Below are 26,685 nucleotides of genomic sequence, written 5' to 3' on the forward strand. Positions count from 1 at the left end.
CTTCACGCTGCTGCGGCAATTCCCGCCTAGACTGAAAATTTCCGTGGCGGCATGTGAGACACTCTCAATGAAGCAGCTCCAGTGCGTTGGCACCACCGACCCGGTTCTCGCCGACGGCGACGAGCCCGCCAGCAACCCTTCTTCCAATGACTACTTCGGTGACATTCTTCAGGCTCACCTGAACCGGCGCACCATGCTGCGCGCCAGCCTGAGCGCGGTAGTAGCGGGTGCCATGGCCACTACCCTGCCCTTCGGCTCGGTCTTCGCCAGCAATAGTGGCCTGACTGGACCCAGCCTAGGATTCAGGGCGGTTCCCGTGAGCAATGCCGACAGGGTGAGCGTGCCGAAAGGCTACCGGGTGCAGACCCTCATTCCCTGGGGCACCCCGATCAGCGGCGACATGCCCGCCTTTTCGCTGGAAGCCAGCGGCGATGCGCAAGCCCATCAGGTGGGCAGCCACCACGACGGCATGCACTTCTTCCCTCTCGACGGCAGTTCCCACGACGGCCTGCTGGTGCTCAACCACGAGTATGTCGAACCGCGCTTCCTGCACGCCGCCGCCGCGGGCCTGGTCCTGCATCGCAACGATTTTCCGCAAAATGCAGATGGGTCGCGTGATGCCGACCAGGTGCGCAAGGAGCTCAACGCCCATGGGGTGTCGGTGGTGCGGATACGGAAAGGGGACGACGGCCAGTGGCACATGGTGGCAGATCGCCTCAATCGCCGCATAACCGGACTCACACCGATGCGCCTGGCCGGGCCGGTAGCCGGCACCGAGCATCTGGTGACCAAGTACAGTCCCGACGGCACCATGACCCGCGGCACCCTCAACAACTGCGCCCACGGCGTCACCCCGTGGAACACCTACCTGGCCGCCGAGGAGAACTGGGCCGGCTACTTCGCCAACAGCGACGCCGAGATCGACCGCCGCCAGGCCCGCTACGGCATCGAGACCCGCGACAGCGGCCGCTATCAATGGCACAGGGCAGAAGGCGGCGCCGACGAATACGTGCGCTTCGACGCCAGTTCCCGTGGCGCCTCCGCCAGCGAGGACTATCGCAACGAGCCCCATACCTTCGGCTGGATGGTGGAGATCGATCCCATGGACCCGGCCTCCACGCCGATCAAGCGCACCCACCTGGGCCGCTTCGCCCACGAGGGAGTGATCTTCGCTCCGGCGGTGGAGGGCCAGCCGGTGGTGGCCTACTCCGGCGACGACGCCCGCTTCGAATACATCTACAAGTTCGTCTCCGCCCGGCCCTTTCAGGCCACCAGCGCCGACGGTTCGCTGCTCGACGAGGGCACCCTCTACGTGGCGAAATTCCACGAGGACGGCAGCGGCGAATGGCTGGCGCTCGCTCCGGGCCACAACGGCCTGACGCCGGAGAACGGCTTCGCCGACCTTGCCGATATCCTGGTCAATACCCGCAGCGCCGCCGACCATGCCGGGGCTACGAAGATGGACCGACCCGAGTGGGGCGCGGTCGATCCCGCCACCGGCCAGGTCTACTTCACCCTGACCAACAACGACTGGCGGGAGAATGGCCAGCAGGATGGCGCGAACCCTCGGCCGCAGAACCGCTTCGGCCATATCATCCGCTGGCAGGAGGACGGCACCCACGCCGCCAAGCGCTTCCAGTGGGATATCTTCGTGCTTGCCGGCGACCAGTATGACAGCCGCAACCTGGCAGGCAGTTCACTCGGCCGCGACGCCATCTTTGCCAACCCGGACGGTTTATGGATCGACCTGGACCGTCGTCTGTGGATCCAGACCGATATCGGTGAATCGAACATGAACCGGCGTCGCTTCGCGGCATTCGGCAATAATCAGATGCTGGCGGCCAATCCCGAGACCGGCGAGATCAAGCGCTTCCTGACGGGCCCAGTGGGCCAGGAGATCACCGGCGTGATCACCACCCCGGACCAGCGCACCATGTTCGTCAACGTGCAACACCCGGGTGCCACGACCTCCGCCAGGGATTTCGCCAGGGGGCGCTACCGCAGTCACTGGCCGGAGGGAGGTAAAGCCACCCCGCGCTCGGCAACCCTGGTCATTACCCGAGAAGACGGCGGCATCATCGGCGCCTGAACGCGAACCCACGGCTTACCGTCATGACCACGAAGGCTCCGCCATGGCGGGGCCGTCGTGGTCAAATACAGTACCAAGCAGCGCACGAATATCGCCTCCACGGTCTGCTGCACCGCCTCGCCCAGGTCCTGCAATACCGCCTGGCCTTGCCGCTCATGGTGCTGTCATCGAACCGCCTTCATTCATACATGCTGATGTAATGCGGCGCGGTCACCCTTTCCCAACAGAGTTCCCAACAGACTTCCAATGGAGAGACTCCATGACCCAGCATCAGCGTCCCGGCCACGTCGACACCATCCTTGCCGCCGGCGACGAGCCCGCGAGCAACCCCTCTTCCAACGCCTACTTCGGCGATATCCTTCAGGCCCGCATGGACCGCCGCACCTTGCTGCGTGGCAGCCTGGCCGCCGCCGTGGCCGGCGCCATGGCGACCCACCTGCCCTTCGGCAGCGCCTTCGCCGCCGCAGGCACCAGCGCCCCGGCACCGAGCCTCGGCTTCCAGGCGGTTCCGGTCAGTGCCGCCGACACCGTGGTGGTGCCCGAAGGCTATCGGGTCAAGGCCATCCTGCCCATGGGCACCCCGATCAGCGGCGCCATGCCCGCTTACTCGCTCGCAGCCAGCGGCAAGGACCAGGCCCATCAGGTAGGTAGCCACCACGACGGCATGCACTTCTTCCCGCTGGAGGGCAGCTCCCGCGACGGCCTGCTGGTGATGAACCATGAGTATATAGAGCCGCGCTTCCTGCACGCCGCGGCGGCAGGGCTGGCGCTGGATCGCAGCGGCTTCCCGCAGAACGCCGATGGCAGCCGCGACGACGACCAGGTGCTCAAGGAGCTCAACGCCCATGGGGTGTCGGTGGTGCGCATCCGCGAGGATGACGACGGCCAGTGGCGGGTGGTGGAGGACGCCCACAACCGCCGCGTCACCGGCCTGACCCCGATGCGCCTGGCCGGGCCGGTGGCCGGCACCGAGCATCTGGTGACCAAGTACAGCCCGGACGGCACCATGACCCGCGGCACCCTCAACAACTGCGCCCACGGCGTCACCCCGTGGAACACCTACCTGGCTGCCGAGGAGAACTGGGCCGGCTACTTCGCCAACAGCGACGCCGAGATCGACCGCCGCCAGGCCCGCTACGGCATCGAGACCCGCGACAGCGGCCGCTATCAATGGCACAGGGCAGAAGGCGGCGCCGACGAATACATGCGCTTCGACGCCAGTTCCCGCGGCGCCTCCGCCAGCGAGGACTATCGCAACGAGCCCCATACCTTCGGCTGGATGGTGGAGATCGACCCCATGGACCCGGCCTCGACGCCGATCAAGCGCACCCACCTGGGCCGCTTCGCTCACGAGGGAGTGATCTTCGCTCCGGCGGTGGAGGGCCAGCCGGTGGTCGCCTACTCCGGCGACGACGCCCGCTTCGAATACATCTACAAGTTCGTCTCCGCCCGGCCCTTTCAGGCCGCTAGCGCCGACGGCTCGCTGCTCGACGAGGGCACCCTCTATGTGGCCAGGTTCCACGAGGACGGCAGCGGCGAGTGGCTGGCCCTGGCCCCAGGCGAGAACGGCCTGACGCCGGAGAACGGCTTCAAGGATCTCGCCGATATCCTGGTCAATACCCGCAGCGCCGCCGACCATGCCGGGGCTACGAAGATGGACCGACCCGAGTGGGGCGCGGTGGACCCGGTCACCGGCCAGGTCTACTTCACCCTGACCAACAATACCCGCCGCGAGGAAGGCGACGAGGACGCCGCCAACCCCCGCGCCAACAACAGCTTCGGCCATATCATCCGCTGGCAGGAGGAAGGCACCCACGCCGGCACCCGCTTCGCCTGGGACCTCTTCGTGCTGGCCGGCGACAGCGACGACAGCCGCGACCTGGCCGGCGAGCCGCTGGAGCAGGACGCCATCTTCGCCAGCCCCGACGGCCTATGGATCGACCCGGACCGCCGCGTGTGGATCCAGACTGACATCAGCGAGTCGGTGATGAACACCGGCATCTTCGAGGTATTCGGCAACAACCAGATGCTGGCGGCCAACCCCGAGACCGGCGAGATCAAGCGCTTCCTCACCGGCCCCGTGGGCCAGGAGATCACCGGCGTGATCACCACCCCGGACCAGCGCACCATGTTCGTCAACGTGCAGCACCCGGGTGCCACCACCGAGGCCGACGCCTTCGCGGCGGGCGACCTGGTCAGCCACTGGCCTGACGGCGGTAGTGCCATCCCGCGCTCGGCCACCCTGGTCATTACCCGAGAAGACGGCGGCATCATCGGCGCTTAGGGAAACAAATACCTGCGCGAGCGAATCACTGCGTGACGCTTCATCTCGCTCGTCAATTTGTTTAGCCTTGAAGGTGGAAACACGAAGGCCCCGCTCATGGCGGGGCCTTCTGCGTAGCGCCGTAGCACCGACTACTCGAAGCTGAAACGCGGCTCCGGCGCCTCGGGCAGCAGGGCCGCACAGGCGCGCACCCGCTCCATCAGCGCCTCATGGGTCGACGCCACCAGGTTGACGTGGCCAAGCTTTCGCCCGGGGCGCTCGCTCTTGTCGTAGCGGTGTAGGTGGGCGTCACCGATGGCGAGTATCGCCGCCGGGTCGCCCTCCTGGCCGATCACGTTGACCATGCAGGTGGGCATGCGCGCGGCGGTATCCCCCAGCGGCAGCCCCTGGATCGCCCGCAGGTGGTTCTCGAACTGGCTGGTCACCGCACCGTCCATGGTCCAGTGGCCGGAGTTGTGCACGCGAGGTGCCATCTCGTTGGCCAGCAGGCTGCCGTCGGCGCACTGGAACAGCTCCAGGGTCAGTACGCCCACATAGTCGAGCTCGTCGAGCAGCGCCCGGATATAGCCGTCGGCGGTCTGCTGCACGCTGTCGTCCAGGTCCGGCATCGGCGCCAGCGAATAGCGCAGGATGCCGTCAACGTGCTGGTTCTCGGCCATGGGATAGAAGACCACCTCGCCGTCGCGGCCGCGCACGGCAATGATCGACACCTCACGCACGAAGTCGACGAAGGCCTCGACGATCAGCCGGGGGTGGCCGATGGCACGCCAGGCGTCGGCGGCGTCGGCCGGGTCGCGCAGCACCGCCTGGCCCTTGCCGTCGTAGCCTTCGGTGACCGACTTGGCCACCACCGGGCAGCCCAGCTCCCGGGCTGCCGCCTCCAGCTCGTCGGCATGCTCCACCAGGCGATAGGCCGGGGTGGGGATGCCCAGGCGATCGAACAGCGCCTTCTCCTCGGCGCGGTTCTGGCAGACCCGGATCGCCTCGCTCGAAGGATAGACCGGCCTGACCTCCTCGATGGCCTGGACCAGCGCCACCGGCAGGTGTTCGAATTCATAGGTGACCAGGTCCACCTTGGCCAGGAAATCGTCGAGATGGTGCTGATCCGTATACACCGTCACATCGCCGATCCCCGCGCTGGGGTGGCCGGTGGTGTCGAGGAAGGTGAAGCGGTTGGCCAGGGGGTAGCCGGCCAGGGCCAGCATGCGGCCGAGCTGGCCGGCACCGAGTACACCGATGTTCATCTGGGTCACCTCACTGCGCTTGCGGTCGGGGATCGGGGTTGTCGAGCACCGCCTGGGTCTGCTCGGCGCGGAAGGCCTCCACCGCCTCGCGCACCTTGGCGTCCTGCAGGGCAACGATCTGTGCCGCCAGCAGGCCGGCATTGGTGGCACCGGCCTTGCCGATGGCAAGGGTCCCCACGGCGATACCACCGGGCATCTGGGCGATCGACAGCAGCGAGTCGAGACCCTTGAGCGCCTTGGACTCCACCGGCACGCCGAGTACCGGCAGCGCCGTCTGGGAGGCGACCATGCCCGGCAAGTGCGCCGCACCACCCGCGCCGGCGACGATCACCTGCAGGCCGCGTTCGGCGGCACCCTTGGCGTAGTCGAACAGCAGGTCCGGCGTGCGGTGCGCGGAAACCACGCGGGTCTCATACGGCACACCCAGGCGTTCGAGCATCGCCACCGCGTGTTCCATGACCGGCCAGTCGGACTTCGACCCCATGATCACGCCTACGCGTGGCTGCTCGTTGGAGGACTGCATGTGCGGCTCCCGAATGATGATGCTGGAAAGCGAAGGGCAGGTATTCTAACGGCGCCCGCAGGCGCCGTCATCTTGACCATTCGAACAATAGGCGGCCGAGTGGGCCGCCTACCTCCCCTCAACCGCTGCGGACACCGGCGGCAGCCAGCTCCCGTCGATGAGCGACCCAGTTGCCGCCAATGGCCAGGGTCATCACCACCACGCCCGCAATCTCGGCGGTCAGGTCGGGGTAGAACACCGCCACGATGGCCGGGACGATGGCCAGGCGTGGCAACCACGACATGCGCGTAAAGAGATATCCCTCCAGCGCCGCGGCAAAGGAACAGAGCGCCAGGATCGCGATCAACCCGTTCCAGATCACCACCGGCACCGGGCCGCCGACGATGATCTCCGGATTGAAAACCATGAACAGCGGGATCAGGTAGAGCCCCTTGGCGAACTTCCACGCCTGGAAGCCGGTTTCCATCGGCTTGCTGCCGGCGATGGCCGCCCCGGCGAAGCCCGCCAGGGCGATGGGTGGCGTCACGTTGGAGTCCTGTGAGTACCAGAACACCACCAGGTGGGCGATCAGCAGCGGCACGCCAAACTCGGCGGTCAGCGCCGGGCCCACCAGCACGATCAGCACGATGTAGCTGGCGGTGACCGGCAGCCCCATGCCCAGGATCAGGCTGGCCAGCAGCACCATCAGCAGCGCCAGCACCAGGTTGCCGCCGGAGAAAGCCATCATCATGGAGGAGAACTTCAGCCCCAGGCCGGTGAGCCCCACCACACCGACGATGATACCGGCCACCGCACAGGCCATGGACACCGCCACGGCATTGCGCGCCCCGAGCTCGAGCCCCTGGACCAGCTTGACCAGCCCGGCCCAGAGCATGAGCTTGATGCTGGTGAAGGTGACCGTCTGGCCCTGCTGCGGGGCGACGAAGAAGAACCACAGCGCATAGCGCAGCACGGCCACGACCACCATGGTGATCACCGCATAGAAGCCCACCCGCATCGGCGACATGTTCATCACCAGCAGCCAGACCAGTACCCCCAGCGGCAGCAGGAAGTGCCAGCCATCCCGCATGACCTGGCGCATCTGCGGCAGTTCGGAGCGCGGCAGGCCCTGCATGCCCTGCTTCAGCGCGATGATATGCACGAACAGGTAGACCGTGGCGAAGTACATGATCGCCGGCAGTATGCTCACCTTGACCACGTCCAGGTAGGGCGTATTGGTGTACTCGGCGATAAGGAAGGCGCCCGCCCCCATCAGCGGCGGCATGATCTGCCCACCGGTGGAGGCCGCCGCCTCGATACCCCCGGCCTGATGCGGCTTGTAGCCCAGGCGTTTCATCAGCGGAATGGTGAAGGCACCGGTGGTCACCACGTTGGCGATGGCACTGCCCGAAATCGAGCCCATGCCCGCCGAGGCGATGACCGCGGCCTTGGCCGGACCGCCCCGCTGGCGACCGGTGGCGGCATAGGCCATGTCGATGAAGAACTTGCCGGCGCCGGTGCTCTCAAGAAAGGCACCAAACAGCACGAAGATGAAGATATAGGTTGCCGCAACCCCCAGAGGCAGGCCGAAGATGCCCTCCTGCCCCAGGTAGAGCTGTCCCGCAAGACGGTCCAGGTTATAACCGCGATGCTCGAGGATCCCCGGCATCCACTGGCCAAGCCAGGGCAGTTCTCCGCGGGGGCCGGCGAAGGCGTAGATGATAGCCAGCGCCCCGATAATCGTCATGCCGAAACCCACCGCCCGGCGGCTGGCTTCCAGTACCGTGACCGTGGCGATGCAGCCGACGAGGATATCGGTCTGGCTCCAGAAACCGGCGCGGCTGATGATCTCGTCCAGAAAGAGCACCAGATAGCCACCGGTGACCAAGGCACCGGCGAAGAATATGGCATCGATGAGCCAGCCCAACACGCCGCGCTTGCGACCCGGCCCGAACACCGGAAACATCAGGAACGCCAGCATCATGATCAGCATCAGGTGGATGCTGCGCTGGTAGAAGAGGCCCAGCGGCTGGATGCCCGCCGAGTAAAGCTGGAACAGGGAAAGCCCCACCGCCACGATGGTGATCAACCACAGGACGAAGCGGGGCTGGATGGCGTTGCCACCCGGCATCACCACCGGTGGATTTGTGGACTCGCTCATGGATTCCTCGTCAGACGTCGTCTGGCTAGCTCAGTTGTCGAGCAGGTTTAGTTGAATGCTGACCCGCTGGCCTGCGGCTTCATCGCTCAGGCTGACCCGGTGCGTCTCACCGTCGCGCTGCCATACTAACCGATGATCGACCTCAGGCGAGCCGACCCGCAAGAGATAGCGGTTGCCGGGCACGGGCTCATGGATATTCTCGATCCAGTAGCCGCCCTCCCCGTCGGAGACCTGCTCCCCTCGCCCCAGGGAGTGGCCGAGGCCGGCGGCGAAATCGGGTTGATGGCTGCGCTCGAGCTCCATCCTGCCCTGGTGATGGCGATAGCAGTCGAGCACCGGAAAGTGCCTGACCGAATGGTTCCAGCCCAGGCACCAGCGCCCCCCCTCCGGCATCTCGATGCGCACCAGCACCTCATCCTCGACGCTCCGCACCTCAAGCCACTCGCCGCCAGCGGCCACTGCCGGACCAATCCATAGCGCACACAGCAGCAGGGCGGACCACGTGATCCGCCCTGCTGCCATGTGGCGCACTTCGGGACGCATGTGACGAGCCCCTGGCGTCAACCTCGCTCCATCACGGACGCAGGTCGTCCGGGATTTCGGCCTCGATCTCCTCGAAGTAGCGAATGGCACCGGGGTGCAGCGGCACCGGAGTGGACTCCATGGTGAATTCCACGGTGGTGTCGTTGGCCGCCGGGTGCACGGCGATCAGGTCATCGGTACGCTCGAACAGCAGCTTGGTCAGCTGGTAGGCCAGCTCCTCGTCCATGTCGGAGTTGACGACCAGGACATTGGGAATACTGATGGTCTGCACTGCCTCGTCCATGCCGTCGTACATGCCGGCACGCAGCTCATAGGCAGCGAACACCGGCTCCGCTTCCCGGGCGTTGGCAACCTCCTCGTCGGAAAAGCCGATCAGGCGAATATCTCGAGTAGCGGCCAGGTTGAGGATCGAGCTGGTGGGCGGCCCAACGCTCCAGAAGCCGGCATCGATGTCACCATCGCGAATGGCATCGGCGGTCTCGTTGAAGTTCAGGCGCTGGGGGGTGAAATCGTCGTAGCTGATGCCGTTGGCTTCCAGCAGGGCACGGGCGTTGAGCTCGGTACCGCTGCCCGGGGCGCCGACGGAGACCCGCTTGCCCTCGAGATCGGCCAGGGAATGCACGTCGGAGTCGGCCAGGGTGACCAGCTGCACGGCGTTCGGGTAGACCGAGGCCAGGGCGCGGATGTTCTCGATCTGGCGGCCTTCGAAGTCACCGGTACCGGACCAGGCCTGGTAGACGGTGTCCGCCAGGGCCAGGGCCAGGTCGGCATCGCCGCGCATGATCAGGCCCATGTTCTCCACCGAGGCACCGGTCACTTCGGCGGTCGCACTGGCTCCCTCGATGTTGTCGTTGATCATTTCCGCAAAGCCACCACCGATCGGGTAGTAGACGCCCCCGGTACCGCCGGTGGCGATAGAGAGCTGCTGGGCTGCTGCCATTGGCGCAGTGACCAGCAGCGAAGCGGCCACTGCATACTTGAGAGCTCGCATGGAATTCCTCCGTCCTGAAACCGAACTGCTTGTGATTGTTGAAGCTGTGATTGTTTAGCCTGCGCATGAGCGCTGCCTGAGGATATCAGGCACATCAGAAAACTAGCACGCCACCCATGGGGTGGCCACTCCGCACTTTCTACGTTCCGGCAAAGTTTCTGCAATCCCACCAAGGTAGTCCTCCCGACCCCGCCCCCTTCCGGCTCTCCATGAATGGTGCTTCACACCACCTCGAATGACATGAGAAATACCCATCCAAACGAGACTGGCAAAAACCGGAAAAAGTCCCCATGATGTACCTGTCGCAATCGCCCTTTGGAGCATCATGAGTACGGCATATCGCACGACAGGCGCGGACCTTCTCGACCCTCCGCGAAGTTGCCCTGACCTCGATGTCAGGGATTTGGAAAAACGTACACGCCTCATGCGCATCGTGACTCGGCTGATCGCCGTATCCGACCTGGGTTGCCGCGAGATCGCTCGCCGAGCCGGGTTGCCGACACAGAAGATCAGCGATCTGCTGGCCGGACGCCTGGAGCATCTTTCGCTGGATGAGCTGCGGCTTCTCTATCGCACCATCGACCCGGAAGGCGCCCCGCACTAGCCTTGCCCTACCCGAACGCCTCCCCAACGCCCGGTCACCACGACCGGGCGTTGCCGTTTATAGCGTTGTTGTATATGGAATTGTCGTATATCGCCAGGCTCACTGGCGGCAGAGCGAGATGCGCTCAGGTCGTTCCATCACACGACAGTGTTCAGTCATTCGACAGATAGTGCACGCTGAACAGGCTCTCGGCGTCGCTCCAGACCGCGCTCGGACGATATCCGGCTCGCCGGGCCAACGCCTGAAAGCCGTCGCGGCTGTACTTGCAGGAATTCTCGGTGTGCAGCGTCTCTCCAGGCTCAAACTCGAAGCGGTGGTCGTCGAGGACGAGCGTCTGCCGGCACTCGCTGACCAGGTGCATCTCGATGCGCGAGGCCGCCTCGTTGAAGAAGGCCCGATGGCGGAAGCTGCCAGGCGCAACCGAGGCCCCCAGTTCCCGGCGCATGCGCGCCAGCAGGTTGAGGTTGAAGGCCGCCGTCACACCGGCGGCATCGTTGTAGGCCGCCTCGAGGATGTCGATATCCTTGACCAGGTCGACGCCGATCAGCACCCCGCTGCCGGGGGGCAGGGCCCGGCGCAGCCCGGCGAGAAAGGCCTCGGCCTCGGCCGGCGCGAAGTTGCCGATGCTCGACCCGGGAAAGAAGGCCACCACCCGTCGCCCCTCGACACCCGAGGGCAAGCGCAGGCGCTCGGAAAAGTCCGCCCAGGCGGCATGCACCTCGAGCCAGGGGTAGTCGGCCGCCAGGCGGCGGGTGCTCTGCAGCAGGAAATCCCGGGAGATATCCACCCCCAGGTAGCGAGTCGGGCGCATCGCCTCGAGCAGGAGACGCACCTTGCGGCTGGCGCCGCTGCCCAGTTCGACCAGCAGCGACTCCGGCCCGACCAGCGCCGCGATCTCCTCGGCGGCCTCGGCGAGGATGCCCTCCTCGGTGCGGGTCAGGTAGTACTCGGGCTGGCGGCAGATCGACTCGAACAGCAGGGAACCCCGCTCATCGTAGAAATACTTGGGCGACAAGGCCTTGGGAGAGCGACCCAGCCCGGCGATCACGTCGTCGCGAAACGACGGCCCCGTCTCGTCGACATGCTGGTCGTGAAAACGCACTGCAGTGGACATCGCTTAGCCTCGCTGGCGAACGGTTCTGGCAGGGTTCGACAATACGCCGATCTGCGGGATGGCGTCGTACCATCGATTTGCCTTTAGACTGTGGCGGCAACGTCGATGTCTCATCAATCTAGAGCGAGCCTGACCATGCAGCAACCGCAGCAGCCCCCGGGGTTACAAGCGTTACGGGATATCGTCCTCGTTGGCGGCGGACACACCCACGTGGGGGTGTTGAAGCGCTTCGCCATGAAACCCGAACCCGGCGTCAGGCTCACCGTGATCTGCCGCGACACCCATACCCCCTACTCGGGCATGCTGCCGGGCTATGTGGCCGGGCACTACACCTACGACGACGTGCATATCGACCTGCGCCGCCTGGCGGAGTACGCCGGGGCACGCTTCTTCCGCGACGAGGCCATCGGCATCGACCACGATGCCCAGACCGTCCTCTGCCGCTCGCGCCCGCCGGTTCCCTATGACTGGATGTCGATCAATATCGGCTCGACCCCCAGCGTGAATTCGGTCAACGGTGCCGGCGAGCATGCGGTGCCGGTCAAGCCGATCCATCAGTTCAACGACCGCTGGCAGAGGCTGCTCGAACGCCTCTCGCACCCACACACCGGGCAGCACCCGGGCCAGACCCGCGTCGCGGTGGTCGGGGGCGGCGCCGGCGGCGTCGAGCTGCTGCTGGCCATGCAGTACCGGCTGAGCAACGAACTCAGCGCCCAGGCCCGCGACCCGAATGAGCTGCGCTTCTCCCTCTTCACCCGTGGCGCGCAGATCCTGCCGACCCACAACCCGCGGGTGCGCGCCCACTTCCAGGCCACCCTCAAGCAGCGCGGTGTCGAGGTGCACACCGCCACCGACGTGGTCGGTGTCGAGGCGGGCCGGCTGCAGGCCGCCGACGGCAGCTGGCACGCCGCCGACGAGATCGTCTGGGTCACCAATGCCGGCGGCGCCGCCTGGCTGCGCGATACCCGCCTGGCACTCGACGACGACGGCTTCATCCAGGTCGGCGACACCCTGCAGTCGCTCTCCGACCCGCGCGTCTTCGCCGCCGGCGATATCGCCAGCCAAGTCAATCAGCCCCGCGAGAAGGCCGGGGTCTTCGCCGTGCGGCAAGGACCCCCGCTGGCCGACAACCTGCGCGCCGCCGTGACCGGCCGCGCCCTGTCGCCCTACCGCCCCCAGGCGAAATGGCTGGCGCTGATCAGCACCGGCGACCGTCACGCCGTGGCCTCCCGCGGCGGCCTCTTTCTCGCCGGCGACTGGGTGTGGCGCTGGAAGGACGGCATCGATCGGCGTTTCATGGCCAAGTTCAACGACTTGCCGCCGATGGAAGAAGGCGCCATGCGGGCGCCCCGGGCCAGCCGCGTGGCGCTGAACGAAGAGGAGAACGCCCAGGCGATCTCGGCCATCGCCATGCGCTGCGGCGGCTGTGGTGCCAAGGTCGGCGCCTCGGTGCTCTCCCGAGCCCTCTCGACCCTGCAGCCGGTGGAGCGGGACGAGGTGCTGGTGGGCCTTCACGCCCCGGACGATGCCGCCGTGGTACGGGTACCGCCGGGCAAGGACGTGGTGCATACCGTCGACTTCTTCCGCGCCTTCATTGACGACCCCTATGTCTTCGGCAAGGTCGCCGCCAATCACGCCCTGGGCGATATCTTCGCCATGGGCGCCGAGGCCCAGACCGCCACCGCCGTGGCCACGGTGCCCCAGGGCCTCGAGGCCAAGGTCGAGGACACCGTCTACCAGATGATGCGGGGTGCCGTTGAGGTGCTCAACGAGGCCGGCTGCACCCTGGTCGGCGGGCACACCGGCGAGGGCAGCGAGCTGGCCCTGGGGTTTGCCGTCAACGGCCTGATCGACGCCGGTGGAGATAGCGCTCTGACGAAAGGCGGCCTGCGCCCGGGCCAGGTGCTGATCCTGACCAAGCCCATCGGCACCGGCACCCTGTTCGCCGCCCATGCCCGGCTCGCCGCCCGGGGGCGCTGGATCGACGCCGCCCTGGAGAGCATGTGCCAGTCCAACCGCCAGGGAGCCAGCTGCCTGCGCGAACACGGCGCCACCGCCTGTACCGACCTCACCGGTTTCGGCCTGCTCGGGCACCTGGTGGAGATGACACGCCCTTCCGGGGTGGATGCCGAACTCGACCTGACGGCGCTGCCGCTGCTCGAGGGCGCCGAGGAGACCGTCGCCGCCGGCATCCTGAGCTCGCTGCAGCCCGCCAACGTGCGGCTGCGCCGGGCCATCCACGACCAGGCCGCCTGGGTCGACCACCCCCGCTATCCGCTGCTGTTCGACCCCCAGACCGCCGGCGGTCTGCTGGCCAGCGTGCCCGCCGAGCGCGCCGAGGCCTGCCTCGCGGCCCTGCACGCCCTGGGCTACGCCAGGGCCGCCATCATCGGCCGCGTCCTCGAGCCCGGCGACGCCCTGGAACCCATCCACCTGAAGGGGTGAGGGCGAGATTAAACAGTCAGCCCGCAGGCGGCCAGGACCCGCGCCAACCCCGCCCGTTCAGCCTCGGGGCGGAACAGCGGCGCGCGCGCCTTGACCTGTTCACGGAGCCGGTCGACGAAGGCCGCCTCCGTCTCGGCGCGGCGCAGCAGGGCCCTCAGGGCCGCGGTGTCGGCGACCGGGAAGTAGCCGGCGTAGTCGTCGCCCAGCAGCCCGCGGTTTCCGGGGATATCGGAGGCCACCACCGGCAGGCCGGCCACGCAGGCCTCGCTGACCACATTGGCGCCCCCTTCCATGCGCGAGCTGATCACCATCAGCCGCGCCCGGGCCATCCACTGGCGCACCCGCCAGCGGGGCAGGTCGCCGAGCCAGCGGTAACGCCCGTTGCTGGCCATCTCCTCGCGGGCGGCGTCGGCCCACTCCGGGCTATGGGCGCCACCGAGCTGCACCACGCACAACCGCGACGTCGATGGCAGCTCGCGCACGGCCAGGGCCGCGCGTAATGAGTCCTTCTCCTCGCGCAGGTGGCCGGCGGCCAGCACCTCGAAACGGCGACGGATGGGCCCCGGGGCGCGGGGCGGCAGGGGCAGGGCCGACTGGTGGACGACATGCAGGCGCGACAGGAAGCGCGGCGGCAGATCCTCGGCCAGGCAGTCATGCAGGCCGATCAAGGCATCGCTGGCGGCGAGACTGTCGAGAAACGTCTCGGGGTCGCTGTGCTGGAAGCGGTAGACATCGGTTCCCGTCAGCACCACCACCAGCGGGCATGCCGGAAAGGCGGCGCGACAGGCGCGAATGGCGGCGTGGCTGCGCACCGCATGCAGCGCCAGCACCAGGTCGGGAGGCTGGCCGTCCAGGCGGCAGCCATCGGCGTCCACGTCGGATTGTGCAATGCGCACGCGACAGCCCAGTTCGTGCAGCAGCCCCGCCCAGCGGGTGGCCGTGGTCCGGTTGCCCGCATGAGAACCTCGACGCGCCGGCGTGATCAGCGCTACCTTCAACACTATCTCGACTCCTTATCTCGACTACCTATCCTTGCTCCCTGAGCGCTCCACTGCGACGAGGTCGGCATGATCCAGACGCCTTCGACACCCCCGCAACCCGCCGATGCGCTGGCAGAAATGCTCACCGACGCGCGGACGCGCAGCCTGGCGCTGATGCAGGACACCCTGGAGGCCCGCGAACTCGGCCCACGGCTGGCGATCGTCAATCCACCGCTGTGGGAGCTGGGCCACCTGGGCTACTTCCACGACCATTTCGCCCTGCGCGGCCTCTTTGGCCTGCCCGACTACCAGATCGCCGACGCCGAGCGGCTGTTCGATTCCAGCAGCATCGCCCATGACGACCGTTGGTCGCTACCGCTTCCATCACGGGAGCAGACCTTGGCGTACCTGTCGCGGGTCCAGCAGGCCATGCTCGAGCGCCTGCCCGACGGCGAGGCCAGCTCCCCCCAGAGCTATGTCTACCAGCTCACCACCCTGCACGAGGACATGCACGGCGAGGCCTTCCTCTATACCCGCCAGACCCTTGGCGACCCGGCCCCCGACCTGGGCACGCCACCACCGGGGTTCGCCCCTGGCGAGCCCGCTGCCGGTGCGCTGCCCGGCGACGTCGCCATCCCCGGCGGCCGCCATCTGCTGGGCTCCGATGAAAGCGTTCCCTTCCGGTTCGACAATGAGAAGGCGCCCATGGAAGTCCATGTGGCGCCCTTCTCGATCGCCAAGGCGCCGGTGACCAACGCCGAGTTCGCCGCCTTCGTCGACGACGGCGGCTATACACGACGCGAACTGTGGAGCGAGGCCGGCTGGCTCTGGTGCGAGAAACAGGGCCTGCGGGCACCCGTCTACTGGCGCAAGGGCGCCAACGGCTGCTGGGAGGAGCGCCGCTTCGACCGCTGGTTGCCGCTGCCCCCCCATCAGCCGGTGGTGCATGTGAGCTGGTTCGAGGCCGAGGCCTGGTGTCGCTGGGCCGGTCGTCGCCTGCCCAGCGAAGCCGAATGGGAGGTCGCCGCCAGCCGCGAGCCAACACCCGACGGGGCGTCGCTCGCCCCCGGCAAGCGTCGCTTCCCCTGGGGCGACACGCCGCCGGTTGCCCGCCTGGCCAACCTGGACGGCTGGCGCCTGGCACCGCTGGACGTGGCGGCACTGCCCGACGGCGACAGCGCCTTCGGCTGCCGACAGATGCTCGGCAACATCTGGGAGTGGACGGCCTCGCCCTTCGGCCCCTTCCCGGGCTTCGAGCCTGAGCTGTACCGCGACTACTCGGCCCCCTGGTTCAAGGAGGGCCGCTACGTGCTGCGCGGCGGGGCCTGGGCCACCCGGGGGCGGCTGATCCACAACGGCTACCGTAATTTCTTCACCCCGGAGCGCCAGGACATCCTGGCGGGATTTCGTACCTGCGCGCTCTGAGGGGGATAGACCTGGGATGAGAGGGGATAGAACCCGAAATTTCGGTATCATGGACCGTTCCGGTTACCCAGTTTCAGGCTCTATGGGCCACCATATTCGCCACCGGTCACTAACATTATATTCGCCATTTTCCCTTGCCACTCCCTTACAAGGACGCCCTGACATGTTCCAACGCCTGTTGCCTGCTCTTGCTCTTGTCACGCTCTTCACGCCCTCCCTGGCCGCCGCCCAGACCCTGGTGTTCACCGCCATCCCCGACGAGGATGAGACACGCTTGCAGCAGCGTTTCCAGGCCGTGGCCGACTACCTCGCCGAGACGCTGGAGGTCGAGGTCCGCTTCATTCCGGTCACCTCCTACGCCGCCTCGGTCACCGCCTTTCGCAACAACCAGGTGCAGCTGGCCTGGTTCGGCGGCTTCACCGGCGTGCAGGCACGCCAGTTGGTGCCGGGCTCCCGCGCCATCGCCCAGGGCGTGGAGGACCCCGAGTACAAGAGCTACGTCATTGCCAATCAGTCCACCGGCCTTTCACCCGATGACGGCGACACCGCCCCCGAGGGGCTGCGCGACCTGACCTTCAGCTTCGGCTCCCAGAGCTCGACCTCCGGGCGGCTGATGCCGGAGTACTTCCTCCGCGAGCACCTCGGCGCCTCGCCCGACGAGCTGTTTACCCGGGTCGGCTTCAGCGGCAACCACAGCCGCACCATCTCGGTGGTGCAGTCCGGCGCCTACCAGGCCGGCGTGGTGAGCTACAAGGCATGGGAGAACGAGCTCGAAGCGGGCAACATCGACCTCGACCGGGTTCAGGTGATCTGGGAGACGCCGCCCTACCCCGACTACCAGTGGACGGTGCGTGGCGACGTCGATGAGCGCTTCGGCGAGGGCTTCACCGAGCGCCTCCAGCAGGCGCTGCTCGACATGGATGACCCCGACCTGCTGGCCAGCTTTCCCCGCGCAGGCTTCATCCCTGCCGTGAACGACGACTACCGGGAAATCCTCGAGGTCGCGCAGTCCCTGGGGCTGCTCGACTGATGACCGTGCTGGCGCTGCAGGATGCCGTCGCCACCTATGGCGAGGTGCGCGTGCTCGGCCCGCTGAGCCTGACGCTGGCACCCGGCGAACGCGTGGCGCTGGTGGGTCGTAGCGGTGCCGGCAAGTCGACGTTGCTGTCGGTGATGTATGACCGTTGGCGCGACCAGGGGGCGGCCCTGATGCCCCAGGACCTGGGGCTCGTGACGACACTCTCGGTGTTCCACAACGTCTACATGGGCCGGCTCGACCGCCACCCCTGGTGGCGCAACCTGCTGACCCTGGTGCGCCCGCGCCCAGCCGACGTGACGGAGATCGACACCCTGCTCAGCCGGCTCGGCCTGGACGACAAGCGCTGGACACCCTGTGGCGAACTCTCCGGCGGGCAACGCCAGCGCGTTGCCGCGGCGCGGGTCATCCATCAGGGCGGCGGCATGCTGCTCGCCGATGAGCCCGTCTCGGCACTCGACGGCCCCCTCTCCGAGGTGACCCTGACCGCCCTCACCGACGCCTACCCCACCGCGGTGCTGGCCATGCACGACGTGGACCTGGCGCTGCGCTACTGCACCCGGGTGATCGGCATCCAGGATGGCGCCATCGCCATCGACCAGCCCAGCCAGCGCCTCTCCGCCACCGACCTGCTGCCGCTCTACTGATGCCGTTGACCGCCACACGTCGCGTCACCCTGGGACTGGTCCTGCTGGCGGCGGTGTGCCTGCTGTTCGGCGATTTCGAGATCAGCACCCACGACCCCTGGCATGCGCTGGGCCGCCTGTTCATGGGGCTGATCCAGCCCGACTTCTCCCGCGTCGACTTCCTCGGCGAGGCCCTGCTGCGAACCGTGGCATTCGCCTTCGTCGGCGTGGGGCTCGGCTCGGCGGCGGGCATGCTGCTGGCCCTGCTCTTCCGGCATGTCTGGGTGCGCACCTTCTGCGCCTTCATCCGCGCCATCCACGAGCTGTTCTGGGCGCTGATCTTCCTGCAGAGCTTCGGCCTGCACCCGATCACCGGGGTGCTGGCCATCGCCATCCCCTACGCCGGCACCTTCGCCAAGGTCTATGCCGAGATCCTCGACGAGTGCGATCCGCAGCCGGAACGCAGCCTGCCACAGCGCGCCGGGCGACTATCGGCGCTGGTCTATACCCGCATCAGCCAGGCCTGGCCGCACCTGGTCAGCTATACCGCCTACCGCCTCGAGTGCGGCCTGCGCTCCAGTGCGGTGATCGGCTTCGTCGGCATGCCGACCCTGGGGTTTCACCTGGCAGGCGCCTTCGCCCAAGGCCACTACGGCACGGTGGGCGCATTGCTGCTGCTCTTCTACGCCCTGATTGCCAGCCTGCGGCTATGGGCGCGGCCACGGCTGCTGCCCTTCTACCTGGTGGCCTCCCCCTTCCTGCTGGGCACCGGGCTGCCGATCATGTGGAGCAATGTCTCGCGCTTCTTCACCGAGGACATCGTGCCCGCCCCGCTGCGCAACGGTGAAGGGCTGGAGGGCCTCTGGCCCTGGTTCGGCGACCTCCTGCTGGGCCAGGCCCTGCCCGGCATCTGGCACACCCTGCTGCTGACCCAGATCGCCCTGGTGCTCACCGGGGTGCTGGCGATGACGCTGTTCCCGCTGATCTCCCATCATTTCACGGGCCGCCACCTCACCGGCCGGGTACGCGGCGCCCTGGGGCATGGCGTACTGGTGGTCATGCGCTCCACCCCCGAGTACCTGCTGGCCTTCATCCTGCTGCAGCTCTGGGGACCCTCCATGCTGCCGGCGGTGGTCGCCCTGGCGCTGCACAACGGCGGCATCATCGGCCACCTGGTCGGACGCCGCAGCAACGAGATCCACCTGCGCCAGGACGCACCGGGCGGCATGAGCCGCTACGCCTACGAGGTGGCCCCACGGGTCTACGGCCCCTTCCTGGCGCTGCTCTTCTACCGCTGGGAGATCATCATGCGCGAGACGGCGATACTGGGGATTCTCGGCATCGCCACCCTGGGCTTCTACGTCGACAGCGCCATCCAGGAGCTGCGCTTCGACCGCGCCATGGTACTGATCGTGATCACCGCGCTGCTCAACATCGCGGTGGATATCCTCGCCCGTCGGCTGCGCGCCCACCTGCACCTGAGCCACACCGCCCGGAGCGAGCCCGCCGCCGCATGACAGGGGCGACCCACCTGTTCGAACGGAGGGTGACAGCAAGGCGACGTGGCCTGATAGTGGCAAGGCATCGCAACCACCAATGTAATAGGGAGAACCTCATGGAACAGGGCAATCCGCAGGCGAGCCTGCGCGACCTTATCGAGCCGCTTCATCGGGGCAAGTTCTGGATGCAGCTCACCGGCGTGATGCTGATCCTGTCGGGGGTCATGACGGCCATTTCCATCATCGGCCTGGTCGTGGCGTGGATTCCCATCTGGGCCGGGGTGGTGCTGATGCAGGCCGCAGGCTCGGCCAGCCGTGTCTACAACAGCGGTGACCCTGGCGAGATGAAGGTCGCCATGGGCAAGCTGAAGACCTACTTCACCATCTTCGGCGTACTGATCCTGATCTACCTGATTCTCGCCGTGGGCGGTATGGTCATCGGAATGGCCGGCATGAGCGGCATGATGGGGGGCATGGGCGGCATGGGCATGTAGCCGTCGAAAGCGTCCGTCCGGGCGCAACGGGTTGGCCGGCACACAGCCTCGCAAGCTGGGTGCCGGCCTGTTACCGGGGAATTTACTCCGCCAGGTCGGTCACCGCGCCGGTGGAGGCGGAGCTGACCGTCCTGGCGTACTTGGCCAATACGCCGCGGGTGTAGCGCGGTGCCGGCTGCCGCCAGGCGGCCCGACGCCGCTGCATCTCGCCGTCATCGATCGCCACCTCGATGGTATTGGCCTCGGCGTCGATGGTGATGGTGTCGCCGTTCTCGACCAGCGCCAGCGGCCCGCCATCGAAGGCCTCGGGCGACACGTGGCCGACCACGAAGCCGTGGCTGCCACCGGAGAAGCGCCCGTCGGTGATCAGCGCCACGTCGTTGCCGAGCCCTCGGCCCATGATCGCCGAGGTCGGGGTGAGCATCTCGCGCATGCCGGGTCCGCCCTTCGGCCCCTCGTAGCGGATCACCACCACGTCACCGGCCACCACGGTGCCGTCGTTGATGCGTGCCTGGGCCTCCTCCTCCGAGCCGAACACCCGCGCACTGCCGGTAAAGCGCGTGCCCTCCTTGCCGGTGATCTTGGCCACGGCACCTTCCGGCGCCAGGTTGCCGTAGAGGATTCGCAGGTGGCTCTCGGCCTTCAATGGCGCCGACAGCGGCGCGATGATCGACTGCCCCTCGGCATAGGGCGCCACGTCGGCCAGGTTCTCGGCCAGCGTCCGGCCGGTGACCGTCAGGCAGTCGCCATGCAACAGCCCGGCATCGAGCAGCATCTTCATCAACGGCTGGATGCCGCCGATCGCCACCAGCTCGCTCATCATGTAGTGGCCGCTGGGGCGCAGGTCGGCCAGCACCGGCACCCGCTTGCCGATTTCGGTGAAGTCCTCGAGCGAGAGCGGCACCCCCACGGTGTTGGCCATGGCGATCAGGTGCAGCACCGCATTGGTGGAGCCTCCTAAAGCGATGACCACGGTGATGGCGTTCTCGAAGGCGTCACCGGTCATGATGTCCGAGGGCTTGATGTCCCGTGCGAGCAGCTCCAGTACCGCGGCACCCGCGGCCTCGCAGTCGTCGCGCTTCTCCTGGGACACCGCATTCTGCGCCGAGCTACCCGGCAGGCTCATGCCCAGCGCCTCGATGGCCGACGCCATGGTGTTGGCCGTGTACATGCCGCCGCAGGAACCGGGGCCGGGAATCGCCTTCTCCTCGATCTGCTTCACCTCGATCAGGTCCAGGTCACCGCGGGTGTAGGCACCCACGGCCTCGAACACCGAGACGATGTCGGTATGCCCCTCGCCGGGCAGGATGGTGCCGCCGTAGACGAACACGCTGGGCCGGTCGAGCCGCGCCAGCCCCATCAGGCAGCCGGGCATGTTCTTGTCGCAGCCGCCGATGGCCACCAGGCCGTCGAAGCCCTCGCAGCCGGCCACAGTCTCGATGGAGTCGGCGATCACCTCCCGCGATACCAGCGAATACTTCATGCCCTCGGTGCCGTTGGCGATACCGTCGGAGATGGTGATGGTATTGAAGATCACCCCCTTGCCGCCGGCCGCGTCGGCGCCGTCACTGGCCCGCTCGGCGAGGGTATGGATATGGCTGTTGCAGGGCGTGAGATTGCTCCAGGTGGAGGCAATGCCCACCTGGGGCTTCTTGAAATCCTCATCGGTGAAGCCCACCGCACGCAGCATGGCACGGCTGGCGGACTTGCCGACCCCATCCACTACCGGGGCGGAATAACGGCGGCGCGGATCCTCGGGCGTATCGCTCATGATGCTTCCTCTATCGTTGTTCAGGGGGGGGTAATAGAGAGAGGGTGGACCGCAGACAGGACGACTGTCCATGCCAAACCGCCATGTCTTGCCACAAGACGAGGCGGCGGCTATGCTGTATCGCAAGTTGCGATACAAGGTTGCCCATGCATATCATTACCCAGAAACGCATCTGGGAAGCCAAGCAAAGATGGCCACAGGCCGCATCGGCACTGGATGCCTGGTATCGACTGATGAAGTCGAGTGAACCCGGTAGCTTCGCCGAGATGAAGTCGCTGTTCCCGGCCACTGACAAGATCGGTAGGCAACATGTGTTCGATATCGGCGGCAACAAGATTCGCCTGATCGCCGTGGTGCACTACCGATTCAAGAAGATCTACATCCAGCACGTCCTAGATCACGCCGAATATGACAAGGGCCACTGGAAGGAGTGAGCATGACCAGCATTGTCCAACAGGCAGCAGCCCATTGGCGCTTCGTGGCCCCCCTGCTAAACGCCCCGGAGTCGGAAGACGATTACGACGCCCTGGTCGCGGCACTCGATGAGCTGCTGGAACTGATCGGAGACGACGAGGAGCACCCCCTGGCGAGCCTCGCCTCACACATGGGCGACCTCATCGAGGAGTACGACGACGCTCACCGTCCGATGCCGGAGGTCAGGGGAGCCGACATGCTCCGCCACCTGATGCAGTGGCATGGCCTCGACCAGTCGAGCCTGCCGGAGGTCGGCACCCAGTCGGTGATCTCCGAGATCCTTGCCGGCAAGCGGCACCTGAACGTCCGCCAGATCAAGGCCCTGACACAGCACTTCGGACTGCCTGCCGACCTTTTCCTCGACTGAGCTTCGACTTGCCCTCGCCGGTCTCCCCGCGGAGGCAGGTGCACCCGGCTATCGCTCTGCCTCAGCTCGGCAACACGGCGTCGTGGAAGGCACGCTCCTTCGCCACGGTGTCGCGGAAGCGCTCGGCCATCCGAGCGAAGGCGGTGTCATCAAGCGCCGCCGCCTCCTCGTCCAGGCGCCGTCGCAGCCAGGCCACGAACTCCTGAAAGGCGGGGTTGTCGTGCAGGTCGATCCACTCCCCCATCAACGGGTGCAGCCCGTCTACGCGGGTCACCCGCAGCGCCCACTCGAGATAGACCCACTCGGTGACCACCAGCACCGCCAGGATCTCGGCGTAGTCGCCGCCCTGGCCGGTGTCGTGCAGCAGCTCGCGAAACGCCCGGGTCTGCGGCAGATAATCCGGCGCCTCGCGCAGGGACGCAGGCACATCGAAGGCGTCGAAGGTGCGCTGGAAGGTGTTGTTCTCGTCGCTGGTCAGCATGCCCATGAACTGGCCCAGCACCACCCGGTCCGCCATGCTCGGCGCGCGGCCGATAGCGTGGCCGATCAGGGCCGTGAAGGGGTCAACGAAGCCGTAGTCCTGCACCATGTAGGCGGCAAAGTCGTCACCCGACAGCCGCCCCTCGGCCAGGGCATCGAACAGCGGGTGGTTCACCGTGGCCGACCAGTCCGGCTCGCTGATCTCGCGCAGCCAGTCGGTGATGCGCGCCGATTCACGGCCGGCGGCCGAGGCGTTCCAGTCTGAACGAGTGGTCATCAGGCGTCTCCCTTGCTTATCAGGTGAAATTTCGCCCCGGGGCGCAGCCAGGCGATCAGCAGGCTGGCCAGGGTGGAAGCGAGCAGCGCACCGAGGAAGGGTGCCAGGGTCGGAATGCTGTCGGGGAAGCTCGCCGCCAGCACGCCGGCGGCCAGGCTGCCCTGTGCGATCCAGCCCGGCACCACCGCGCCGAGCAGGCCCGCCACGCCGCCGGCCACCGCCGCCAGGGGACTCATGCGCCGCCACAGGCCCAGCAGCACCGGCACCACGATGGCCGCGCAGAGCAGGTCGGCGATCAGGAACAGCCGCAGCACCGAGAAGCCCTGAAGGGCCACCCATGCCACCGGTGCCATCAGCGCCACCGTGACGAGCCGCGCCGCGCGCACCGAGAGCCCGCGCTTCCCGGAGCTGGCCACTGCCATGGAGGCGATGGCGTTCTGCAGGGTATCTACGCTGGAGGCCACCAGCGTTACCGCCAGCACCAGAGCCGGCAGGCCCAGCCAGGCCGGCGCGGCGGAGAGCAGCGCGAAGAAGGGAATCGGCGGCTCGCCCAGCGGCAGCGCCTGCATGGCCGCAAGCATGCCCAGGCCACCGATGGCCATCACCACCAGCAGGCTGCTGACCCCGCCCAGCAGCGCCCCACGGCCCAGCGCACGATCATCCTCGGCCGCCCAGATCCGCTGCCAGTAGCCCTGGTGGAAGAGGTTCGCCGCGGTGACCGCGATCACCAGGGTCAGTGCCACGGAGAGTGCGCTGCCGGTGGGAATCGAGGGCATCACCGCCCCGGCCGGCATGGGCGGCAGCCACCACCAGGCCACGCCGCCGACCAGCACCAGCAGGGCCAGCAGCAACCAGGCCTGCCAGCGATCGGTGGCCAGGCTCGCCCTCAGGCCGCCCAGGGTGGTGTAGACCAGGGTGACCACCGCCACGCCGAGGATCACCAGCGAAGGCGGCACATCAGAGAGGAGCGCGGCAATGGCGCCGATGGCGGTCAGCTCGGCGGCCAGGAAGATGGCCATGTAGGCCACGGAAACGAAGGAGACCCAGCGCCGCACCCCGGCGCCATAGCAGGCCTCGGCGAACTCGCCGATGCTGCGCCCCTGGGGCAGGTGGCGGCGGATGGCCGGGCCGTAGAGCCCCAGTATCAGGAACGGCAGCGACGAGCCGATGGCGTAGCCGGCCAGCGCCACCGGCCCCACGAAGGCACCGATCTCCGGCGGCGCGAAGAGGATCCAGGCGCCCATGCTGGAGGCCAGGAACGACAGACCGATGGCCTGAGCGCCCTGTGAGTTGCGGGCGGTCACGTAGTCATCGAGCGGGCCGTCGGCCCGGCGGGCACGCAGGCCCAGAAAGGCAAAGCACAATAGCGCCGCGCCGAGCACGGCAGACGTCAGGTAGGGCATGTCGCACTTCCTCCGCCGGTATTAACCGGATCAGGTTCCAGGGTCAGCGCTAGGCCCTCTCAGCCCCCTGGCCGGCTCCGTTTCGAGCCGGCAAGCGGGACTCCCCTGGCGACAGTGAATGAATTGTCGATACTAGGCTATGTACGAAAAGTCGGCGAGCGAAGGTCAGGCAAGGCAAAAATCGGCGAAAAAGCGGAGTTTACGGGGTGTAAATGAGCATTTTGAGCCGATTTTTAACGCCGCATGGCCGAGCGCAGGCAGTTTTCGTACAAAGCCGAACTCAAGTTATGGACAGGATGGCCGACATAACCATCTAGCGCCCATGATTGATGGGACGAGTGATGATACAACAGTCGCTGCATGCGAACGACCACTCTCGCCGAGACTACCGATGCCGTTTACCGAAGCCAAGGAACACGCCCCCGGCCAGTTGCACGCCATCTTCGCCGACCCCTACAGCGCCTTCGACAATCAGGTGATCGAGCGGCAGCTCCATCTGCGCGTCGCCCTGGAGGCCCTGGCACTGGCGCCAATGTCCCGCGGCAAGCTCGTGCTGAGGGTGATCCACGGCTGGGAAAACGGCGGCTTCGAGCCTGCCGACCTGGCGCATAGCGACCATCGCATCGGCACCTTCGGCCACCTCCACCAGGCGGCCGAACGCTACCACCAAGCCTTCGAGGCCTCGCAACCTTTTCCGCAGGATGACACCTCGCTGCTGGCCCGCCCGCTCGAGCATGCCATCATCCGGGCCGAAGCCAACGGCCAGGCCCTCGACGAGGAGACCCGCACCATCCCCGCCCGCTGGCCCGCCTTCGACCAGGGGCTCTATCTCTACACCTTCTTCAAGGTCTACCACCGCCTCACCTACGGCGAGGATGAAACCTACCGTTCCATCTACTGCATGACCCCCGCAGGACACCGCGAGGTGCACGAATTCCACCTCGAAGAGGGCGAATTCGCCGTGGTCTCCCCTGCCAAGGAGGAAGCCACGGTCGATACGCTGCTGGTCCTGCATGAAAGCCAGCTGGTGCCCGTACTGCAGCTGTTGGAGGGGTGCCGGGACAGCGCCTGAGACCTTACCGCCGGAAACATTCTTGATAATGCCAGGCCAGGTAGTCACGATTGGGAAAAGCGGTTTGGGGGATGGTTAGAGGATGGCCGTGCAGCGCGATTAATTGAGCCGTGAGCTGGCCATTCGCCTCTACACCGTGCAGCTCCTGCGATACCTGTATACGGTCATTGCCGTCTATCGCTAGCAACCCTTTATCGAAAGCCCTGTCATGTAGTGCATTGAGACAAAGGCCGTTTGCCGGATCGAGGCGCGATTCAGGGCGTGCCTGCCAGGGCACAATGTGGCTGGCGATCAGCAAGTCCTCATGACGCAATCCGGTAATCACGCAGCGGGTGTCATAACGAATCATCACTGCCTTGCGGAATAGCAACTGCCCCACCCGCCGTTTCTGGAGACTCATTGCCTCCTGTCCGGTGTAGTCAATCTCGACGTCGGATGCTTCCACTTCTTCGCCAAGAATCGACCAGCCTCTTCGCATTCGCTTGCCACGGCTTCTGGTTCGGCTATGAATCGTTGCCATAGCAAGCGGTCTTGCTGAGAAGCGCCAGATAGCCCCTTCTTGCCCAGTGCCAATACTTCGGGATCAAGACTCGCATAGTTGGAAAGCTTCATCGCGACGGAGTTGGCCGAGCGCCCCATCTGTTCGGCCAACTGGATAACCTCGGGTCGTCCCCGGTGAAGCTGCCCAAAAGTGAGTCGACAATAGAGGGACAACACCAGCAATCTATCTTGATCCGTCCATGTCTTTCTTTCCGCAGCCATGAGGCCTCCTAATTCTGCCTAGCTCGACCCTACGCTGGAGCA

The 26,685-nt window shown here is 66.6% G+C and carries 24 protein-coding genes and 1 riboswitch; of the genes, 12 read left to right on the forward strand and 12 right to left on the reverse strand.

The window, feature by feature from the left end; all coding sequences use genetic code 11:
- Nucleotides 1-67: 67 nt before the first annotated feature.
- A complete protein-coding gene (locus LY622_RS06985) occupies nt 68-2,089 on the forward strand; it encodes a PhoX family protein (RefSeq protein ID WP_234290225.1) in 2,022 nt (673 codons plus the stop codon).
- Nucleotides 2,090-2,348: 259 nt separating this feature from the next.
- The gene (locus LY622_RS06990) at nt 2,349-4,373 is read left to right on the forward strand and encodes a PhoX family protein (protein ID WP_234290226.1); all 2,025 of its coding nucleotides are present in this window, start codon (nt 2,349-2,351) and stop codon (nt 4,371-4,373) included.
- 131 nt (nt 4,374-4,504) lie between these two features.
- Here the strand turns inward: LY622_RS06990 and LY622_RS06995 are convergent, their stop codons facing one another.
- From LY622_RS06995 to LY622_RS07015, 5 genes are all read right to left on the reverse strand, one after another.
- Nucleotides 4,505-5,617 (reverse strand): 5-(carboxyamino)imidazole ribonucleotide synthase, encoded by a 1,113-nt coding sequence (locus LY622_RS06995; protein WP_234290227.1) that lies wholly within the window; start codon nt 5,615-5,617, stop codon nt 4,505-4,507.
- 10 nt (nt 5,618-5,627) lie between these two features.
- Nucleotides 5,628-6,140 (reverse strand): 5-(carboxyamino)imidazole ribonucleotide mutase, encoded by a 513-nt coding sequence (gene purE, locus LY622_RS07000; protein ID WP_234290228.1) that lies wholly within the window; start codon nt 6,138-6,140, stop codon nt 5,628-5,630.
- A 118-nt stretch (nt 6,141-6,258) separates the two neighbouring features.
- On the reverse strand, nt 6,259-8,280 hold the full coding sequence (locus tag LY622_RS07005) for a TRAP transporter permease (RefSeq protein ID WP_234290229.1): 2,022 nt from the start codon (nt 8,278-8,280) through the stop codon (nt 6,259-6,261).
- 30 nt (nt 8,281-8,310) lie between these two features.
- On the reverse strand, nt 8,311-8,823 hold the full coding sequence (locus LY622_RS07010) for a DUF1850 domain-containing protein (RefSeq protein ID WP_234290230.1): 513 nt from the start codon (nt 8,821-8,823) through the stop codon (nt 8,311-8,313).
- A 31-nt stretch (nt 8,824-8,854) separates the two neighbouring features.
- Nucleotides 8,855-9,814, reverse strand: coding sequence for a TAXI family TRAP transporter solute-binding subunit (locus LY622_RS07015; RefSeq protein ID WP_234290231.1), 960 nt, complete (start codon nt 9,812-9,814; stop codon nt 8,855-8,857).
- Nucleotides 9,815-10,139: 325 nt separating this feature from the next.
- Here LY622_RS07015 and LY622_RS22445 point away from each other — a divergent pair, with 325 nt between their 5' ends.
- Nucleotides 10,140-10,418, forward strand: a complete 279-nt coding sequence (locus LY622_RS22445) for an XRE family transcriptional regulator (protein WP_114479897.1) — start codon at nt 10,140-10,142, stop codon at nt 10,416-10,418.
- A gap of 151 nt (nt 10,419-10,569) precedes the next feature.
- On the opposite strand, the gene egtD is transcribed toward LY622_RS22445, so the two are convergent.
- A complete protein-coding gene (gene egtD / locus LY622_RS07025) occupies nt 10,570-11,532 on the reverse strand; it encodes an L-histidine N(alpha)-methyltransferase (RefSeq protein ID WP_234290232.1) in 963 nt (320 codons plus the stop codon).
- Nucleotides 11,533-11,667: 135 nt separating this feature from the next.
- Between egtD and selD the strand changes: the two genes are divergently transcribed.
- A complete protein-coding gene (gene selD, locus LY622_RS07030; RefSeq protein WP_234290233.1) occupies nt 11,668-13,977 on the forward strand; it encodes a selenide, water dikinase SelD in 2,310 nt (769 codons plus the stop codon).
- Between the two features lie 8 nt (nt 13,978-13,985).
- Here selD and senB read toward each other — a convergent pair whose 3' ends face one another.
- A complete protein-coding gene (senB, locus tag LY622_RS07035; RefSeq protein ID WP_234290234.1) occupies nt 13,986-14,978 on the reverse strand; it encodes a selenoneine biosynthesis selenosugar synthase SenB in 993 nt (330 codons plus the stop codon).
- Between the two features lie 66 nt (nt 14,979-15,044).
- Between senB and senA the strand changes: the two genes are divergently transcribed.
- From senA to LY622_RS07060, 5 genes are all read left to right on the forward strand, one after another.
- Nucleotides 15,045-16,382, forward strand: a complete 1,338-nt coding sequence (gene senA / locus LY622_RS07040; RefSeq protein ID WP_234290235.1) for a selenoneine synthase SenA — start codon at nt 15,045-15,047, stop codon at nt 16,380-16,382.
- 163 nt (nt 16,383-16,545) lie between these two features.
- A complete protein-coding gene (locus LY622_RS07045; protein WP_234290236.1) occupies nt 16,546-17,412 on the forward strand; it encodes a putative selenate ABC transporter substrate-binding protein in 867 nt (288 codons plus the stop codon).
- Nucleotides 17,412-18,065: an ATP-binding cassette domain-containing protein gene (locus tag LY622_RS07050; protein WP_234290237.1), complete on the forward strand. Its 654-nt coding sequence runs from the start codon at nt 17,412-17,414 to the stop codon at nt 18,063-18,065. The genes LY622_RS07045 and LY622_RS07050 overlap by 1 nt, the downstream gene beginning before the upstream one ends.
- Entirely contained in the window at nt 18,065-19,561 is a 1,497-nt protein-coding gene (locus LY622_RS07055; protein WP_234290238.1) for a PhnE/PtxC family ABC transporter permease, read from the forward strand. Before LY622_RS07050 ends, LY622_RS07055 begins: the two co-directional genes overlap by 1 nt.
- A gap of 98 nt (nt 19,562-19,659) precedes the next feature.
- On the forward strand, nt 19,660-20,037 hold the full coding sequence (locus LY622_RS07060) for a DUF5362 family protein (RefSeq protein WP_234290239.1): 378 nt from the start codon (nt 19,660-19,662) through the stop codon (nt 20,035-20,037).
- Between the two features lie 82 nt (nt 20,038-20,119).
- On the opposite strand, the gene ilvD is transcribed toward LY622_RS07060, so the two are convergent.
- Nucleotides 20,120-21,808 carry a dihydroxy-acid dehydratase gene (ilvD, locus tag LY622_RS07065; RefSeq protein ID WP_234290240.1) on the reverse strand — a complete coding sequence of 563 codons (1,689 nt, stop codon included), beginning with the start codon at nt 21,806-21,808 and terminating at the stop codon, nt 20,120-20,122.
- A 146-nt stretch (nt 21,809-21,954) separates the two neighbouring features.
- On the opposite strand from ilvD, the gene LY622_RS07070 reads away from it, so the two are divergent.
- A complete protein-coding gene (locus LY622_RS07070; RefSeq protein WP_234290241.1) occupies nt 21,955-22,242 on the forward strand; it encodes a type II toxin-antitoxin system HigB family toxin in 288 nt (95 codons plus the stop codon).
- Between the two features lie 2 nt (nt 22,243-22,244).
- Nucleotides 22,245-22,649: a helix-turn-helix domain-containing protein gene (locus tag LY622_RS07075; RefSeq protein ID WP_234290242.1), complete on the forward strand. Its 405-nt coding sequence runs from the start codon at nt 22,245-22,247 to the stop codon at nt 22,647-22,649.
- 61 nt (nt 22,650-22,710) lie between these two features.
- On the opposite strand, the gene LY622_RS07080 is transcribed toward LY622_RS07075, so the two are convergent.
- Together LY622_RS07080 and LY622_RS07085 are read right to left on the reverse strand one after the other, a co-directional pair.
- Entirely contained in the window at nt 22,711-23,406 is a 696-nt protein-coding gene (locus LY622_RS07080; protein ID WP_234290243.1) for a TenA family protein, read from the reverse strand.
- Nucleotides 23,406-24,809 (reverse strand): sodium:solute symporter family transporter, encoded by a 1,404-nt coding sequence (locus tag LY622_RS07085; protein ID WP_234290244.1) that lies wholly within the window; start codon nt 24,807-24,809, stop codon nt 23,406-23,408. Before LY622_RS07085 ends, LY622_RS07080 begins: the two co-directional genes overlap by 1 nt.
- Nucleotides 24,799-24,926: riboswitch (TPP riboswitch) on the reverse strand. Its footprint overlaps the gene before it by 11 nt.
- A 274-nt stretch (nt 24,927-25,200) precedes the next feature.
- Here LY622_RS07085 and LY622_RS07090 point away from each other — a divergent pair.
- Nucleotides 25,201-25,881, forward strand: a complete 681-nt coding sequence (locus tag LY622_RS07090) for a hypothetical protein (RefSeq protein ID WP_234290245.1) — start codon at nt 25,201-25,203, stop codon at nt 25,879-25,881.
- Between the two features lie 4 nt (nt 25,882-25,885).
- Here the strand turns inward: LY622_RS07090 and LY622_RS07095 are convergent, their stop codons facing one another.
- A complete protein-coding gene (locus LY622_RS07095; RefSeq protein ID WP_234290246.1) occupies nt 25,886-26,281 on the reverse strand; it encodes an HNH endonuclease in 396 nt (131 codons plus the stop codon).
- A complete protein-coding gene (locus LY622_RS07100) occupies nt 26,278-26,643 on the reverse strand; it encodes a hypothetical protein (RefSeq protein WP_234290247.1) in 366 nt (121 codons plus the stop codon). Before LY622_RS07100 ends, LY622_RS07095 begins: the two co-directional genes overlap by 4 nt.
- Nucleotides 26,644-26,685: the final 42 nt, after the last annotated feature.

This window comes from Halomonas alkalisoli, from assembly GCF_021412585.1.
GTDB classification, from domain to species: domain Bacteria; phylum Pseudomonadota; class Gammaproteobacteria; order Pseudomonadales; family Halomonadaceae; genus Halomonas; species Halomonas alkalisoli.

Bases quoted from the DNA above. Each gene is read 5' to 3' on its own strand.
- LY622_RS07045 (WP_234290236.1), top strand. From the start codon at position 16,546: ATGTTCCAACGCCTGTTGCCTGCTCTTGCTCTTGTCACGCTCTTCACG.
- LY622_RS07005 (WP_234290229.1), bottom strand. From the start codon at position 8,280: ATGAGCGAGTCCACAAATCCACCGGTGGTGATGCCGGGTGGCAACGCC.
- LY622_RS07055 (WP_234290238.1), top strand. From the start codon at position 18,065: ATGCCGTTGACCGCCACACGTCGCGTCACCCTGGGACTGGTCCTGCTG.
- LY622_RS06995 (WP_234290227.1), bottom strand. From the start codon at position 5,617: ATGAACATCGGTGTACTCGGTGCCGGCCAGCTCGGCCGCATGCTGGCC.
- egtD (WP_234290232.1), bottom strand. From the start codon at position 11,532: ATGTCCACTGCAGTGCGTTTTCACGACCAGCATGTCGACGAGACGGGG.
- LY622_RS07050 (WP_234290237.1), top strand. From the start codon at position 17,412: ATGACCGTGCTGGCGCTGCAGGATGCCGTCGCCACCTATGGCGAGGTG.
- LY622_RS07060 (WP_234290239.1), top strand. From the start codon at position 19,660: ATGGAACAGGGCAATCCGCAGGCGAGCCTGCGCGACCTTATCGAGCCG.
- LY622_RS07080 (WP_234290243.1), bottom strand. From the start codon at position 23,406: ATGACCACTCGTTCAGACTGGAACGCCTCGGCCGCCGGCCGTGAATCG.
- senA (WP_234290235.1), top strand. From the start codon at position 15,045: ATGATCCAGACGCCTTCGACACCCCCGCAACCCGCCGATGCGCTGGCA.
- LY622_RS07010 (WP_234290230.1), bottom strand. From the start codon at position 8,823: ATGCGTCCCGAAGTGCGCCACATGGCAGCAGGGCGGATCACGTGGTCC.
- LY622_RS07015 (WP_234290231.1), bottom strand. From the start codon at position 9,814: ATGCGAGCTCTCAAGTATGCAGTGGCCGCTTCGCTGCTGGTCACTGCG.
- LY622_RS07090 (WP_234290245.1), top strand. From the start codon at position 25,201: ATGCCGTTTACCGAAGCCAAGGAACACGCCCCCGGCCAGTTGCACGCC.
- LY622_RS07075 (WP_234290242.1), top strand. From the start codon at position 22,245: ATGACCAGCATTGTCCAACAGGCAGCAGCCCATTGGCGCTTCGTGGCC.
- ilvD (WP_234290240.1), bottom strand. From the start codon at position 21,808: ATGAGCGATACGCCCGAGGATCCGCGCCGCCGTTATTCCGCCCCGGTA.
- LY622_RS06985 (WP_234290225.1), top strand. From the start codon at position 68: ATGAAGCAGCTCCAGTGCGTTGGCACCACCGACCCGGTTCTCGCCGAC.
- LY622_RS07095 (WP_234290246.1), bottom strand. From the start codon at position 26,281: ATGAGTCTCCAGAAACGGCGGGTGGGGCAGTTGCTATTCCGCAAGGCA.
- LY622_RS06990 (WP_234290226.1), top strand. From the start codon at position 2,349: ATGACCCAGCATCAGCGTCCCGGCCACGTCGACACCATCCTTGCCGCC.
- LY622_RS07100 (WP_234290247.1), bottom strand. From the start codon at position 26,643: ATGGCTGCGGAAAGAAAGACATGGACGGATCAAGATAGATTGCTGGTG.
- LY622_RS07070 (WP_234290241.1), top strand. From the start codon at position 21,955: ATGCATATCATTACCCAGAAACGCATCTGGGAAGCCAAGCAAAGATGG.
- purE (WP_234290228.1), bottom strand. From the start codon at position 6,140: ATGCAGTCCTCCAACGAGCAGCCACGCGTAGGCGTGATCATGGGGTCG.
- selD (WP_234290233.1), top strand. From the start codon at position 11,668: ATGCAGCAACCGCAGCAGCCCCCGGGGTTACAAGCGTTACGGGATATC.
- LY622_RS07085 (WP_234290244.1), bottom strand. From the start codon at position 24,809: ATGCCCTACCTGACGTCTGCCGTGCTCGGCGCGGCGCTATTGTGCTTT.
- LY622_RS22445 (WP_114479897.1), top strand. From the start codon at position 10,140: ATGAGTACGGCATATCGCACGACAGGCGCGGACCTTCTCGACCCTCCG.